This window comes from Methylomicrobium lacus (assembly GCF_041897535.1).
Classification (GTDB): Bacteria; Pseudomonadota; Gammaproteobacteria; order Methylococcales; family Methylomonadaceae; genus Methylomicrobium; species Methylomicrobium lacus_A.
This window is the reverse complement of sequence record NZ_CP169217.1, coordinates 4,008,033-4,022,878: the sequence shown is the minus strand read 5'-3', so window position 1 is coordinate 4,022,878 and position 14,846 is coordinate 4,008,033. Positions and strand designations below refer to the sequence as shown.

The following is a 14,846-nucleotide window of genomic DNA, read 5'->3' as shown; positions in this document are numbered from 1 at the left end:
GCCTAGCTCCCCACAACTGCCGCTTGTCTAATCAGGACCGGCGCGACCGGCCCGGTTTGATCGCGGTAGGCGGCCTGCGAATTCTCGACCGTCAAAATCGGCATCTCTTCTCCCTGCCAGCGCACAAAACCCTTGCCGCGTTCGAACAGGCTTATGTCTCCCGTCTCGGGATCGAGCGCGTGTAAATGAATCCAGCCGTTCGCGATCAATTCCTGAAGCGCGGCCTGGCGCTGGTAAATGTGTTCGAGCACGGCGGTTTTGGCCTCCACGATCACTTGCAGGCGCATCGGCTCATGAATTTCGATCATCTGACACGGCAAGCCGGTGCGCAGGTCGCTGCTCGCGCCTTCCATCACCCCGAACAGTCCGATCACATTATGCGGCGTTTTGGTGCCGCAGCCGAAGCGGTCATTATCGACCGTCGAAAAATAATATTCCAAATTGATCCCGGCCCCCACCGGCCCGACCGCCAGCAGAATATTTTCGACGATCAGCCCTTCGGGGTCTTGCGTCGGATCGTAGGAAATCAAAAACATCCGGCGATCGAAAAAAGCGCCTTGGCTGATCGCACGGCGGCCGATCAAGGCGCAAGCGTTCGTCGCATGCCCCAATTCCGGCCGCGCCTGCGAAAAATCGTCGGCGCGCTCCTCGATATGCGCGAGCGCTTCGTCGAGCGTCGGATTGCGCGGGGCGGAAGCCAGCCGTCGGCAGCGTTCATGCGCAGACCTCCGCCGCACCTCTGCCAAGGTGGCGTGGAGCTTCTGCAAAGCCGGTTGCAGCGCGGCCGGCACGTCGCTTTGATCGAACCAGATAATCTCTTCGTTGCAGGTATTATGTTCGGCGCCGATGAACCAAGTGTCCGCCGGCACTTCTATGCCGCGTTCACGCAGGAGCTTGCGGATTTCCGGCCGGTTCGCCATCGCCGCAAACACGCGCGCGTTCGGACCGCCATGCCGCCCGCTACAGGCGCCGCAGTCATAGGCCGCCCGATGCGGATTGTTCTGGCTGCTCGACCCGTGCCCGACCAGCACGACCAAGGGCGCAAAGCCGTAGGTCAAGCCGGTGCTTTTCAGAAACCCTGCGACCCTATCGGCCTGTTCGTTATCACTAAACCCCGATTTCGGCAGCTCCGGCGCGGCAGTTTTCGGCTCGGCCGCGATAAACTGCAGCCTTGTCGGCACCTCCGGCGCGACGGCTCCAGACAGGCGGCCCAGCAGGCGGCTTTGCGGTTTCGGCAGCAAGGCCTTGGCCACAAGCCCCAACAAAGCCGCCGGGGCGAACAGATCGATCAAGAGATGCGCGGACCAGACGCGGCGGCGCAGACCGTGATGCAGCAGACTGCCGAGCCCGAGATTCAGCTTGCGGCCCTTGTTATGCCGCCGTAAAGCCTCCTCGCTTCCCGAACGCGCAACTTCCCGCACCTCATTGACAGGCGTCACGACGACCGGACACAGCGGCGAAGTTTTGCTGTCATCCAAACCCTTGTAATACATCGGTATGCCGAAAAAACCGGCCGCGCCGAGCGTTTCGACAGCCGGACTGACTTCTTCGAGATGGCGGCGGAAACTTTCCTCGCGCTCGTCCATGCAAAAAATCAATTGCGCCTCCGGGCGCTGCGTGCGGCTGGCCCAACGTCCCCGCCCCCGATTGGCGCACAAGGCCTGAAACAGTTTTTCGCGGTAATTGTGTTCGTAAGCCGTCAGCCAGACCTTGCCGCGCTCCGCGAACGAAAACGCTTTCAGCAGCGTGAGCAAGGCCTCGACATCATCCCGAGACAAGGTTTCGACCGCATCGCCACCCATCCCCAAATGCTGGCACAGGCGAAACAGCCGCCAGCCGCTGCGCCAGTGATAATGCCGGGATTCCTGCCGGGCCAGAGGGCTCAATTGCCAGGTCCTGATCTGATCGGAAAGTTCCTGCCATTCCTCTCTAAAATGCCGCTCGGAACGCGCGCGGATAATCAAGGCCTTGGCTTTGTGCGCGAGATACTCCGGCAATTCGCCCTTGTACAATTCGCTGCGTACCATCAATTCGGAAAGATTTTTCCGGAAATAGCTTTCGATCGTGGTGAGTCTGGCTTCAATTTTCCAGACATCCCGGCAAATCTGGCCGAGCCAGAGCCGGTCATAGATCAGCCGGATCGCCAGATAATCGGCAAGCTTGATGTCCGCCGCATTGGCGGTGTTGTAGTTTGGATGCTGCTGCCGCCAGTTGATCATCCCCGACCAGCCCGGCAGTTCCAGCGCCAGACGCCGCAAATAGCCGGCCCATTTGTCGCGGGGAAGATTCAGATAGGTCAACTGCTGGATGATCGCATCGAAAGCGTCCTCCGGAAGCCCGTCCACCAATTTGGACCAATCCGGCAACTCCAGAAAAACCGGATTTACATCGCACTGAAACATCTTGCGCCAGCCGGCATAAAGACCCAAGGACTCACGATCAGGCAACTGCCAGGGCGCCATGCCTTCGTCCAGTGCCGAAGCGCAGATCCGAATCAACTGGGGTTTGATCACATCGAGAATGTCGATGCCGGTGATTGCCCGAATGAAGCCGCCCAAGGTCAGGCCGTCGCCGACTTCCGCCAGAAAACGGCTCAATGTGGCGCCGGCTTCCGTGCGCATCCGCTCATGCAGGGTTTGATGGACGCCGTCCGGCTGATCCTGCATCGCCAAGGACAGCCATTCCTCGGCCTGCTCCTCGGACAGATCGAGCAGGTTTTCGGGGTGCGGAACGGTTGCATCGAGATTCAGCTTGGCCAGCACGCTGCGCCAAAGCTGCCGGATCCGCTGCTTTTCGTCAAGGGGTGACGCCCCCTCGCCGAGCAAACAGGCCCTGACCGCCTTCGGCACATCCTGTTGCACCTTGTCCAAGGCCTCCAATTCGTCGATGTTCCAGTTCAGCTGGCTTTCGGTGATCGGTTCCAGATCGAACAACAAGGCGATCCGGTAAATGTCCTGGCGCAGAATTTTTTTGCCTTGGACAGTACAAACGATGGCTTCGGCGTTTAAATCCTGATGTTGGCTGAGGGCGGCGGATAGATCCGCATCGCTGATCCGGCCTTGCCGGTAATAGCCGCGGAACTTGCTATCGGGCAGATAGCCCTGAATACCGGTCATCCGTTCCACCGCCGCGAGGGCCTCTTCGAAAGGCAGGTGCTGATAGCCGTGCAGGGTATTGTGATGCACGAAATCGAGAATCGGCGCCTGCCCCGGCAGCACATGATCCAGTTCATGCAAGAGATGGCCGATCTCGGCGCGCAATGCGGCCGGGTCGAGATCTTCGTGGATTGCTGATGTCATCGCGTGTTCCTGCATGCCTGTGCCTACGGCGACACCAGTGAATAAAGGTGAGTGATGGTCGCTTCGGACAAATCGATCAACGGCTGCGGCATGATGCCTAGAATCAGGATGCCGCCGACCAGTACCCCGGCCGTAAACATCTCGGGCGCGGTCAGGTCGCCGACATGCTGCATCTTGGCTTTGACTGGCCCCGTAAACAGTAGGCCGACGGTCCGTATCGCATAGGAAGCGCTCAATAAAATGCCGAGACCGAAGAGAGCCATCCAGCCGCCCCATTGTTCAAAACCGCCGGTCAGCGCGTGCAATTCGGCGACGAAACCGACCGTGCCCGGCAAGCCCATCGCGGCAAACAGGGCCAATGTCGTGAAGACCGCAAAACGCGGCGTCACTTGCACCAATGAACTGTAATCCTGAATATTGCGGGTATGCGTTCTTTCATAAAGCAATCCGACCAAAAGAAACATCGCCGCCGCAATAAAGCCGTGCGCGGTCATTTGCAATACCGCGCCGGTCATGCCGGTCTTATTCAGCGAAGCGATGCCTAACAGGACAATGCCCATATGACTGATAGACGAATAGGCCACCATCGCTTTCAAGTCGGTCTGCCGCCAGGCCAGCAGGCCGCCGTAAATAATCCCGATCAACGCCAGAATCATCAGCGTGTGCTGAAAAAATTGCGCCGCCTGCGGCAGCATCGCGATCGCGCGCAGCAAACCGTAAGCCCCCATTTTCAATAAGATGCCGGACAACAAGATGCTGACCGGACTGGGCGCTTCGACATGCGCCAAAGGCAGCCAGCCGTGCAGCGGGAAAATCGGCATTTTCACGCCGAACCCGATGATCAGACCGAGCAACACCAGAATCTGTTCGGTTCGGGACATCGAGTAGGTGGATTGACTCAGCGAAGCCATCAGCGAGCCGCCGTAGTCGAGATCGTACTGGCTGATCGCCAACAGACTGATCAGCATGAAAATTGACCCGCCCATCGTGTACAACACGAAATTCAGGCTGGCCGCGTGACGCCGGCTACCGCCCCAGCGCCCGATCAGGAAAAACAACGGGATCAGCGTCACTTCCCAGAAAACATAGAATAACGCCCAATCCTGGGCGAGAAAAACGCCCAACATGCCGAACTCCAGCAGCAGAAGGCAAAAATAAAAGCCCTTGACGCCGTTGGTGATCACATGGGAAGCGAGCAGGGCGCAAAATGTCAACAGCGCCGCCATGAACACCATCGGCATCGATAGACCGTCAACGCCCAGCGAATAAGCGCTGCCGACATCCGGGTTCAACACAAAAAACTCGGTGAATTGCAATTGCGCCTGAGCTGAATCGAAAGTCGCCAACAGTCGGCAGACAAAAACCAGAGTCAGCAGTGAAAAGGTCTGCGCGACCAAACGAATGGAGAACGCGTTGTGCCCCGGCATGACCGCGAGCAGCAAGGCTCCCAGCGCCGGTGTCCAAAGCAATATGCTGAGTATCCCCATGTTCGATATGATCCTTTAGACTGCATAAAGCAGATCAGTCTAGATTAGCAACACAAAAAACGAGCGCGACCGGCAAGCGTTTTCCGTTCCAGTTTTTACAAAAATCCTTCCGCATTGCCCGCACAAGGAAGCGAAGCCACAGATCGCAATAGGTATCGAATCGATACAACATCAGCATCGGGCCGCCATTATACCTTTCCCTAGTGCCAAGGCAAGTCGTCCGAGTCTGTTCGCAAAGCAGCAAGCGGTGCAAATGCGGGCATTGCACAGACACTCGACCCCGGTCAATCACGCTTACGCAATCCGTAAAACGGGCCGGGGTCACAGCCCGTCCCTGTTGGACAATAACTTCGGCAATTTTAACCGATAAACTGCACCAATTTCAGTTTAAATCCACCATCCAATGGTTTTTTTAACCAATTTCCCGCCCCATCTTATTTTCATTTTACATACAAAACAACAAGTTAAATTCAGGCACGAAAAATGCTTTATAAAATTCATACTGAGAACGTGTCCGCAGCATGGCAGTTTGCCTTGTCTAAGTAGTTTTGATCAGGCATACGATCGTTAAAAGGCTCGCGGAATCCATCCGCCCCTACCCTGACATAAAGCCATGAGCCGTGTAATCAGCTACCCATAAGACGATTTATCGATCGCCTCATTTTTATTCTCGAGGTTGAATGTCTCAAGATGACCATTACAGCAACGCATAAACCCATAACGCCCCCCTCTGTCGACCACAGGACGACGCCCGGCTTCAATCTGGAAGCGTCCATCGAGCATATCTCGCACTGGCTGCCGACCCAGGGGCCGATCAAAGACTTTATCCACCATAATACCCTGCACGCCGTACAGAACCACCCTTTTCATGAAGGCGTCGCTGTCGCGGCCAGAATTTTCGGCGCGCGCAGTTATTTGCCGCTGGCCGCTTATCAAAAACGCTATCGCCAGGGCAGAATCACCGATGCCGCGATTTCCTGGGCTATCGGACAGTCGGCAGCCGCTATCGAGGATGTCGATAGATTCCGCGCGTCCTTGTTCATCGAAGACGACCGCAGCCACTACCCTCCGGTATCGCTGGCCAACCAAGGCATTCGCAATACCTGGCTGACCGGACTGGAAGTCAATCTGAATGCCCTGGTGCATCCGGTCTTGTTCCGCCTGCTCGCCAACTTTTTGGATCAAGGCATCAGCCGCTGGACTCTGCCGCGCAGCGACGAACGCTTTTGGGATTGCGTCTGGCGGCTCGTGCACAACAGCCTACTGCCTCTCTACCCCTTCCACGAGCCCGCCGTGCACGCGCTGCTGCTCGAAAAACCTGATCAGGTCATCCTGACTTGTCTCGAAAAGATCGTCGGCGACGAACAGCTTTACGAACAATATTTGCTCGAAATGCTGTTGGCGCATCCGGGCTGGGCCGGCATGGTGCGCCTCGTCGAGCTTAACCCGCAATCGCTGCTGGCGCGCCGCGATATCTCCTTGAAAGAATTGATCGCGGTCGAACTCGCCTGCGAGCTGGCTTTTCTGCATTTGAAAAAAGGCCGCCATTTTCGGAATATCGCCGCCACGCCTCAATCCCATGCGGTCCCGCTGCTCCATGATCAGGCTTTCAAACCGAAAGTACCGCTGCGCCTGAAAGTCTGGCATGAAGCGATGGAATGGACGCTGCACGCCGAACTGCTGAAGGCGATCGGCACGCAGGCGACGCAAAACCATACAGGCAACTCAGGAAGCACTTCACCCTTGGCCCAGGCGCTGTTTTGCATCGACGACCGCGAATGCTCCTTGCGCCGTCACCTGGAAGAGCTGAATCCTTCTATCGAAACCTACGGCGCCGCCGGCTTTTTCGGCATCGATTTTCTGTATCAGGGACTGGACGACGCCTTTCCTGTCGCGCAGTGCCCGGCGATCATCCAGCCGAAGCATCTCGTCCGCGAATCCAGCCTGACCCGCGAAGCGGACAAAAAGAAGAGCGGCGACGAGCTGAAAAATCTGCATGTCAAATCGCATTCCTTGTTCCGCGGCTGGCTGTATACGCAAACCCTCGGCATCGGCTATGCGCTCGAGTTAGCCTGGGAGGTCTTCCGGCCCCGCGGGCACTTGCCGAACATCAAGAAGCTGAGTGAAGTCAAGGCGCACACGCATCTTCATCTCTTGCGCGAGAGCGAGATACCGACCGCAGACGGCCGCATGCTCGGATTTTCGTTCATCGAAATGGCCGACCGCATCGAAGGCCTGCTGCGCAATATCGGCTTAATCGACCATTTTACGCCGCTGGTCGTGGTAGTCGCGCACGGCTCCAGCAGCGCGAACAATCCGCATTTCGCCGCTTACGACTGCGGCGCCTGTTCCGGCAAGCCCGGCGCGCCGAATGCGCGCGCCTTTGCCTGGATGGCGAATCATCAAGCGGTGCGCGCGCTGCTCCGCGAACGCGGCATCGACATCCCCGCATCGACCCGCTTCATCGCGGCGATGCACAATACCAGCCGCGACGAAATCACTTATTTCGATGAACACCTGCTCGCCGAGCAACCGGTCACCGGCCTCGAAACCTTCCGGGAATCGATGCAGCGCGCGCTCGAACGGAATGCGCTCGAACGCAGCCGCTGGTTCGAACTGGGTCCGCAAGAGCAGGATAAACAGGCCGCGCATGCGCACGTCAAAGGCCGCTCGGTATCGATTTACGAGCCCAGACCCGAATACAATCACTCGAACAATCTGTACTGCATCGTCGGAAAACGCGCGCTGACGCGTGACCTTTATATGGACCGGCGCGCCTTTTTGCATTCCTACGATCCTGCAACCGACACCCAAGGCGCCGTTCTGGCCAGAATCTTGAACGCGGTGATCCCGGTCTGCGGCGGCATCAATCTGGAATATCTGTTCTCGCGCGTCGACAATTCGGTGTACGGCGCCGGCACCAAGCTGCCGCACAACGTGATCGGCCTGCTCGGGGTTGCGAACGGCGTCGAAGGCGATCTGCGTACCGGCCTGCCGAATCAAATGATCGAAGTGCACGAACCGGCCCGTTTATTGATCGTGATCGAGCAATCCCGAGACATCATCGACAAGGCCCTGGTCAAAATCGGCGATCTTCGGGAATGGCTCGACCATGACTGGGTCCGGCTCGCCTGCTTTGAACCTGACAGCCACACCATTTATTTTTATTCCGGCAAGGGATGGCAGAGCGTCGATTTGGCCGACATCATGCCAACGCCCGAAGCGGCCTGTTCGGAAGAAATTTTTGCCGGCCAGGTCAAGACCGTTCCGGTCCACCGGTTAACGAAGACACGGAGTTCATCATGAATGCCTTACTGCTGGCTTGCCAGTTCATGCCCTTGCTGGGTTTCATCGTAATCTTCCTGACGCCGAAGGATCTGAAAAAGTTTGCCGAATTCGACTATTGGAGCGCCGACGAGAAAAAAATTTCCGCGATCAGTTATGGGTTCGCGGCCGTGCTGGGCATCAGTATCGTCGCCCTGCTCGTTGCTTGGGCGCTGGTGGGCTTCCCCCGCTACGAGTTCGAGGCCTTCATCCTTTACGAGAAAGGCGATTACCGCTTCCCGGTCCTCTTCTATCTGGACAAGGTCGGCGCGGTTTATCTGTTCTGCGTCTGGATCATTTTTTCGATCATCATCCGCTACTGCCGCTACTATCTGCACCGCGAAGCTGGTTATAAACGCTTCTTTCTGACCATTTTCGCGTTCGTGTTCGGCTTGATCATGGTCATCCTGTCCGGCTCGATCGATATGTTGTTCGCGGGCTGGGAGATCGTCGGCGTTTCATCCTTTCTGCTGATCGCCTTCTACCGCCACCGCCCGCAGCCGGTTCGTAACGCCTTGCGTGCGTACACGATTTACCGTTTTTGCGACATCGGTCTGCTGCTCGGCGCCTGGATGACGCACCTCTTGTTCCATGAAAGCGACCATTTCAGCCAGATCGCCGAGTTGTTCAAAACCGGTGCGATGCCGCCGGCCGGCTATCCTGCCCTGCTGTTGTTGTCTCTGCTGATCGTGATGGCAGCATCCGGCAAATCGGCGCAATTTCCGTTCTGTTTCTGGCTGCCGCGCGCGATGGAAGGGCCGACGCCTTCGAGTGCGATATTTTACGGCGCCTTGTCGGTGCATCTCGGCGTATTCCTGCTGCTCCGCACGATGCCGATCTGGAGTTACCACATCCTGACACGCGCGATCGTGTTTCTGATCGGCTTGCTGACCGTTTGCATCGCCAGCCTGTCCGAAAAAACCCAATCGAACATCAAGGGCCAGATCGCCTACGGCTCGATCACCCAGGTCGGCTTCATGTTCATGGAATTGGCTTTGGGGCTGGAAGCCTTGGTGCTGGTGCATTTTCTCGGCAACGCCTTTTTACGCTGCTACCAGCTCTTGGTATCGCCGTCGATCGTCGCGCATTTACTGCGCCTGGAAGGCTCCGCAGACGCCGAGTTCTACATCAAAAGCAGCACGCTGCGCGACAAGCTGCCGGCCTCGATCCGTGATACCCTGCCGGACGTGCTGCGCAATACCTTGTATGTCTTTGCGTTACAGGAAGGCAATCTCGAACTGCTGGTCCGCTTTGTGCTTTGGGAGCCGCTGAAAAAAATCGGTACTGCGATGAACGCGGTCAGCCCCTGGATCAAGGGAGCGACCGCGCTGATCATTTTCGGCCTGTTCCTGTTCGTGGCCGAAGTGGATCTCTTGCATCACAAATATCTGGCGATACCGGCCGCGATCTCGATGGTATTGGCCACACTGAGCGGCTTCAGCCAAAAACGCAGCCCGTTCAGGACCTGGAACGACATCGCGCTCAGCTATTTTTTTGCCTGCGTCGCGGTCTGGTTCATGGTCAACTCGGCCTGGGACGATGCGGTGCTGTTTCTGACCGGCATCATCCCGGCCTGGCTGCTCGGCATCGCGGTGTTAAGCCGGCTGCTGAAATCGGAGAATTTCGCGGAAACGCCTTTCGCTTACCGCGGCATGGCGGAAACCCAGCCCGGTTTATCGCTGTTATTGTTCATCAGCTTTTTGGGACTCGTCGGTTTCCCGATCACCCCGGCCTTCGTCGGCGAAGACCTGCTGCTCTATCACGCCAGCAGCCAGCACCCCTGGTTTGCCGCGTTGATCGCCTTTTCGTTTGTGATGAACGGCATCGCCGCCGCGCGGATATTCCTCCGATTGTGCATGGGGCGGCCGGTGGAGTTAAACAAATAACCGGAATAAAAGCGGATAAGCCATGGTCTATCCGCTTATTTTGCCTTGGGCGTTCCGCTCAGGCGTCCGCCGCCTGGATCGCCAGACGAGGCAGGGCTCTGATCGAACGGAAGCTGACCAGTTTCTGCTTCTGTTCGTCCCAAAGATTCAGACACAACGATTTAAAACTTTTGCGTATCGTCAGCGGTTTCACGGCCTGCAAGGCGGGCACTTCGTCGTAGCAGCGCTGCAAATTGTAGTTCGGAATATTGGCCCGGACGTGGTGAATGTGATGCAATCCGATGTTGCCGACGATCCATTGCAGCGCTTTCGGCAGTTTGTAATAGGAACTGCCTTCCAGGCCCGAGCTGGTCAGATCCCAGCTGTGCTGGCGCGCCCAGTACACGTCCGCGTACTGATGCTGTACGTAAAACAGCCACATGCCGGCGCTCGCCGCCATGATGATGATCGGCAGCTGGATCAGCAGGTAATTCTGAAACCCCAGGGTCAAGCTCATCACCACCGCGATTGCGGCAATGGCAAGATTGGTGTAAATGACGCTGTTGCGTTCGCGTTTCTTGGCACCGGCACTCGGAAAGCGCTGGATTACTAAAAACAGCACTAGAGGAATCAGGGTAAATAACACCAAAGGATTGCGAAACAGTCGGTAAGCCAGCCGTTTTAAGCGGGAGGCCGACAAATATTCCTCGACGGTCAATGTCCAGATATCGCCGGTCCCACGCTGATCCAGATTGCCCGATGCGGCATGATGGATCACGTGAGTGCGTTTCCAGTCCTCATACGCGGTGAAGACCAGGATGCCGGAAATATATCCCAGAATCCGGTTCGCCGAGCGGGAAGGAAAAAAGGCTCCGTGGCAGCAATCGTGGAACAAGATGAAGATGCGTACCAAAAATCCTGACGCCGGCACCGCCAATAACAAAGTCGTCCACACAGGAAGGCCATGCAGCACGGTATAAATCATCAGCGCCCAGAGGCCGAGGTAGGGTAAAAAGGTATTCGCGATTTGCACAAAAGCCTTGCGGTAGTCGGGCTGCGCATATTTCGATACGGCCTGGATCAAATCTTCGCGAACGGTTTGAATAGTGGAACGATGGCAGGTAGGCAAGGTTTCGGGAGGGGTAACACTGTTTGGCATACTCAATTTAACTCAATAAAACTGAAGCGGAATTTCGGACACGATTGGGCTTTTCCGCATCCGACCGCCACGACAGTCGAAACTATCGACAAGGGCAAAGGAAGATGGGCGCAAAATCAAGCTGGGGGAATCCTGCTCACGGAGGTGGCAATACATGGCTGGTAACCAGCCGGTTAACGGTTAATGAAGCAGGCGGGAAAGCGTAGAGACATTTCAAGCGGAGCAAATCGTTATCCAAGCCAGTCGGACGGGACAACGTAACGGCAGCTTCTGTTCGGGCAGCTATCGCATTTCAATAACGAAATATTAGTAAATTAATCGCGCGAAAAGTTCACTCGGCATCAATTTTTCACGCCACCCGAAAGACGGGCCTAATAACTGATACCTCAACCTAGTTTTTACCGTTTGGTAAGCAAAACCCCACAAAACCGGCTAAAAAGCAATCAGTAGTTTTACCAGGTTCCAACATAATAAACTTTTGTTAAGATTCACTCCGAAATTAATTAACCCCTACACCAACTGAACCATTTGACATTATTAATACCTAGTAATCGTCATGTCGACCTAAAGGGATTTACAACTTTCCGATCTCTTTTGCTTGATTCATTGGGTTAAATTTCTAGCTGAACTTGTTAGGTTATAAATTGTCCCATTGATTAAACTTTTAGGAGGAATCAACAATGAACAACAAACACCTCTTTAGCCTCTGTGTTCTTGCCGGCGTTCTGTTGTCGGCGGGGCCGTCTTATGCAGAGGAGCAGCATACTTATCTGTCTGGTTTTACGTCCAAGGTAAACCAGGGTTTTTTCAATACGACCACGGGATGGATTGAGATCCCCAAAAACGTTGTCAATATCAGTCATGATCAAAACATATTCGTCGGTTTTACCTGGGGACTCCTCCGGGGTACCGCGCATGCCGTCAGCCGTACCGTTATCGGCGTGGCCGAATTGATCACCTCTCCGATCCCAACCGACGAGTATATTTCACCGCCCTATGTCTGGGACCGTTTTAGCGAGGATACTCGTTATTTTGGCGTGCATTATCCCGGCTTCTGGACGACTTATGGTCCACTCGATGATGGCGATGATGACTAGGCCAACGACCCGTTAGATAATCGTTGCATGCTTCGCTATGCAATGGCGGTTGATTTGGAATACGAGGATAAAATCATGAACAGACAATTTATTTACCTGCCTTGTGCGGTGTTCGCCGCGGCTCTTGCCGGGTGTACGCAGCCGCCCCATAAAGATATTCCGCTACTGACTTCGGAAGTTGATGCCATTGTTGGCGGCCACTACGGTCAATCCATTTATCACGAGGAGTTGGCCGAGGAAAAACGCGAAGAAGCCAACAATGTATTAAACCACTGGAAAAACGACCATTACTGGAATATCGAAGAAGGACAACGCGCGGTCGATGCGGCCCGGGCTGCCTCCCAGCATCGGTTTGAATCGGAAAAAGCGCTGTGCAATTGGCTGACGGCCGTGCATAGCCCTAATCATCATATGAGTGAAGTCGCGAAGCATGACGCCGCCTATTTTAAAACCGGCAGCGACATCCCCTTCAGGACCGACCATCATGCGATCGCTACCCTGGGCCAATATCTGGAATCGCATCCCGATGCGTTCGCCGATGTCACCGCCTTTACCGATACCGTTGGCAGTGAGGCCAGCAATCAGGATTTGGCTAATAGAAGAGCCGCAACCGTCACCAAGCTGCTCGTCGAAAAGGGAGCCAAGCCAGAGCAACTGCGCGTCAAATCGGTGGGCGAGGCGGAAGGCCCCGACAACACGCCTAATCAGCAGCATCGGGTGGTTATGATCAGCACCGATCACCCACCATATCAAGATTGCGCCGGCTTGAAATAATTTTTGGCGGCGAATACCGGTTCGCCCTGTTCTAGCCCCCTATCAAGGGAGGTACCTAGCAGGAAAATTAATTCGATCATACAGGCGTGAAAGGATTCGCGCCTGTATGAAGGAAAAACCCAATTTCTCCATGCATCGTCTCGCTAGCACCGGTTTCCACAGGCATTGCGAGCAAGGCAGGGAAGAGCCTTTAGCCACCGCTTTTCTCGATAACTTTTCGGGGCTATCGCCAAAACCCGGGCCGGAAATCCTGAGCCCTTGTTCACATTCGGCCAAGTCACCACCGCAACGGCACCTGACTCTGGCATGTGGTCGAGATTCGCCAGCAATTCGCTCTGGTAATGATTCTGTTGCAGGATATAAGCTTCCAGCGAATAATCCTCATTCGTAGGCGAAAGACCCGGATCGGTATCCATGGTCTCCTGTCCAGAGGCGGTCACCTTCGGAGGATTGGAAAAAGGAAAGCTCTCACTTGTCGGCGTTTCAGAGCACGCCCGCTGAAGACCGTGAAGAATAAATCCTCGCGCCGAGGCAATGTATTATTCGAGCCACTGCAGTGTCAGTGCGGCCCAGGAAAACCCGGCAGCACTGCTGGCTAGAACCACGATATTGCCAGGCGCTATCTTACCCAGTTCCAGACTTTTCGCCAAACCTAACAGGGTATCTACGGGACCGAGATGACCGAATTCGGACAAGGTGCTCAGCGTTTGATTTTCCTTCATCCCCAGTGCTTTCAATATTTGCTGGGCAAGGGTTTTCTTAACCTGATTGGTTAACAAAAGATGCACATCGTCCAGCCCATAGCCGCTCTTTTCGAGCGAAGTCTTGACCACCAACTGATAATTCTTCAGGTAAAGTTCCGAAAAGATACGCTCAAGTTCTTCCGGATTATCGACGTTAAGCAAATGGCTGCAACGCTCGGCGTCATAGGGAACGCGGGTTCCCCCGGCGGATATCTTCAGGAAATCGGCCAGTGAGCCGTCGGTCATGCCGTGATAGGCGAGGATCCGGCTCGTTTTCCCGCCTTTTTCGAGCACCACGGCCGCCGCCCCATCCGCCATGATGAAGGTCGACAAGCAGGCGGGATCGGAATAATTGAGCAAGTGGGATAATTTGTCGCTGCAAACAACCAGCGCATAACGATAACTGGCATCGGCAAGCAACATATTCCTGCAAATATGAATCCCCAGATTGCCGCTATTGCAGAAGTTTCTGACTTCGAAAGCAAAAGCGCCGCTGGCACCGATTTCGCTCTGGATCTTCGCGGCGGGAGACCAAAAGCGGTAATCGTAATCGCCAGCACCACAGTAAGCGATCAAATCGATCTCGGACGGCGTTAGCCCGGCTTTCTCGATCGCCTCGACGGCAGCCTTGACTCCCATCTGGCTGGGATGCTCATCCGCACCGGCAATAGGCTTCTGCACAATGCCTATCTTGTCGGCAAAGACCGAAGGCGGAATAGCGCTGAGCTGCGCCATGTCATGACTGGTCATCACTTGATCAGGAAGGTAGCAGCCAACCGACTTGATGCCTACCCATTGCGCATTGTCTTGAGAATAAAGAGTCATAAATCCACTTAATTGGGCTCATCTTCATCCGAAGGATTGACGACATCATGGATACCCTGGCCTATGCCGTGAACCGCGTTTCTGGTGCCGTGACCTATTTCCCTCGCCACATCGCGGGTGCCATGTCCGATGCCTTTGGCCACGTCCCGTGTCGTATGGCCGACGATTCTTCCGGTCTGTTTGATTTCGGCGCAGCTACACACTAGACAGGATGAAAACATGACGAGCAGCGCCCGCCTGTTAAAAGCCGTAAACATTTTTCGTTCTCGTATT

Annotated in this window: 10 protein-coding genes; 4 read left to right on the top strand and 6 right to left on the bottom strand. The window is 55.5% G+C overall.

The genetic code is table 11. The features are described from left to right. Positions 1 to 2: 2 nt before the first annotated feature. Positions 3 to 3,299, bottom strand: coding sequence for a DUF2309 domain-containing protein (locus ACEPPP_RS18065; protein ID WP_374088752.1), 3,297 nt, complete (start codon positions 3,297 to 3,299; stop codon positions 3 to 5). 23 nt (positions 3,300 to 3,322) lie between these two features. After that, the gene (locus tag ACEPPP_RS18060; RefSeq protein WP_374088751.1) at positions 3,323 to 4,786 is read right to left on the bottom strand and encodes a NuoM family protein; all 1,464 of its coding nucleotides are present in this window, start codon (positions 4,784 to 4,786) and stop codon (positions 3,323 to 3,325) included. A 690-nt stretch (positions 4,787 to 5,476) separates the two neighbouring features. Here ACEPPP_RS18060 and ACEPPP_RS18055 point away from each other — a divergent pair. After that, a complete protein-coding gene (locus tag ACEPPP_RS18055) occupies positions 5,477 to 8,092 on the top strand; it encodes a YbcC family protein (RefSeq protein WP_374088750.1) in 2,616 nt (871 codons plus the stop codon). Then, positions 8,089 to 9,996, top strand: coding sequence for a proton-conducting transporter membrane subunit (locus ACEPPP_RS18050; RefSeq protein WP_374088749.1), 1,908 nt, complete (start codon positions 8,089 to 8,091; stop codon positions 9,994 to 9,996). Before ACEPPP_RS18055 ends, ACEPPP_RS18050 begins: the two co-directional genes overlap by 4 nt. Before the next feature lie 58 nt (positions 9,997 to 10,054). Here ACEPPP_RS18050 and ACEPPP_RS18045 read toward each other — a convergent pair whose 3' ends face one another. Continuing rightward, positions 10,055 to 11,134: a fatty acid desaturase gene (locus ACEPPP_RS18045; RefSeq protein ID WP_374088748.1), complete on the bottom strand. Its 1,080-nt coding sequence runs from the start codon at positions 11,132 to 11,134 to the stop codon at positions 10,055 to 10,057. Between the two features lie 680 nt (positions 11,135 to 11,814). On the opposite strand from ACEPPP_RS18045, the gene ACEPPP_RS18040 reads away from it, so the two are divergent. Together ACEPPP_RS18040 and ACEPPP_RS18035 are read left to right on the top strand one after the other, a co-directional pair. Next, complete coding sequence (locus tag ACEPPP_RS18040; RefSeq protein ID WP_374088747.1) at positions 11,815 to 12,231, top strand: exosortase system-associated protein, TIGR04073 family; 417 nt, start codon at positions 11,815 to 11,817, stop codon at positions 12,229 to 12,231. A 75-nt stretch (positions 12,232 to 12,306) separates the two neighbouring features. Next, the gene (locus ACEPPP_RS18035; protein WP_374088746.1) at positions 12,307 to 13,005 is read left to right on the top strand and encodes an OmpA family protein; all 699 of its coding nucleotides are present in this window, start codon (positions 12,307 to 12,309) and stop codon (positions 13,003 to 13,005) included. A gap of 143 nt (positions 13,006 to 13,148) precedes the next feature. Here the strand turns inward: ACEPPP_RS18035 and ACEPPP_RS18030 are convergent, their stop codons facing one another. From ACEPPP_RS18030 to ACEPPP_RS18020, 3 genes are all read right to left on the bottom strand, one after another. Continuing rightward, entirely contained in the window at positions 13,149 to 13,421 is a 273-nt protein-coding gene (locus ACEPPP_RS18030; RefSeq protein ID WP_374088745.1) for a hypothetical protein, read from the bottom strand. Between the two features lie 123 nt (positions 13,422 to 13,544). Continuing rightward, positions 13,545 to 14,573, bottom strand: coding sequence for a 3-oxoacyl-[acyl-carrier-protein] synthase III C-terminal domain-containing protein (locus ACEPPP_RS18025; protein WP_374088744.1), 1,029 nt, complete (start codon positions 14,571 to 14,573; stop codon positions 13,545 to 13,547). Positions 14,574 to 14,581: 8 nt separating this feature from the next. After that, positions 14,582 to 14,830, bottom strand: coding sequence for a hypothetical protein (locus tag ACEPPP_RS18020; protein WP_374088743.1), 249 nt, complete (start codon positions 14,828 to 14,830; stop codon positions 14,582 to 14,584). Between the last annotated feature and the right edge of the window lie 16 nt (positions 14,831 to 14,846).

Coding starts and splice junctions, on each gene's coding strand:
- ACEPPP_RS18065 (WP_374088752.1), bottom strand. CDS start 3,299: ATGACATCAGCAATCCACGAAGATCTCGACCCGGCCGCATTGCGCGCC.
- ACEPPP_RS18060 (WP_374088751.1), bottom strand. CDS start 4,786: ATGGGGATACTCAGCATATTGCTTTGGACACCGGCGCTGGGAGCCTTG.
- ACEPPP_RS18055 (WP_374088750.1), top strand. CDS start 5,477: ATGACCATTACAGCAACGCATAAACCCATAACGCCCCCCTCTGTCGAC.
- ACEPPP_RS18050 (WP_374088749.1), top strand. CDS start 8,089: ATGAATGCCTTACTGCTGGCTTGCCAGTTCATGCCCTTGCTGGGTTTC.
- ACEPPP_RS18045 (WP_374088748.1), bottom strand. CDS start 11,134: ATGCCAAACAGTGTTACCCCTCCCGAAACCTTGCCTACCTGCCATCGT.
- ACEPPP_RS18040 (WP_374088747.1), top strand. CDS start 11,815: ATGAACAACAAACACCTCTTTAGCCTCTGTGTTCTTGCCGGCGTTCTG.
- ACEPPP_RS18035 (WP_374088746.1), top strand. CDS start 12,307: ATGAACAGACAATTTATTTACCTGCCTTGTGCGGTGTTCGCCGCGGCT.
- ACEPPP_RS18030 (WP_374088745.1), bottom strand. CDS start 13,421: ATGGATACCGATCCGGGTCTTTCGCCTACGAATGAGGATTATTCGCTG.
- ACEPPP_RS18025 (WP_374088744.1), bottom strand. CDS start 14,573: ATGACTCTTTATTCTCAAGACAATGCGCAATGGGTAGGCATCAAGTCG.
- ACEPPP_RS18020 (WP_374088743.1), bottom strand. CDS start 14,830: ATGTTTACGGCTTTTAACAGGCGGGCGCTGCTCGTCATGTTTTCATCC.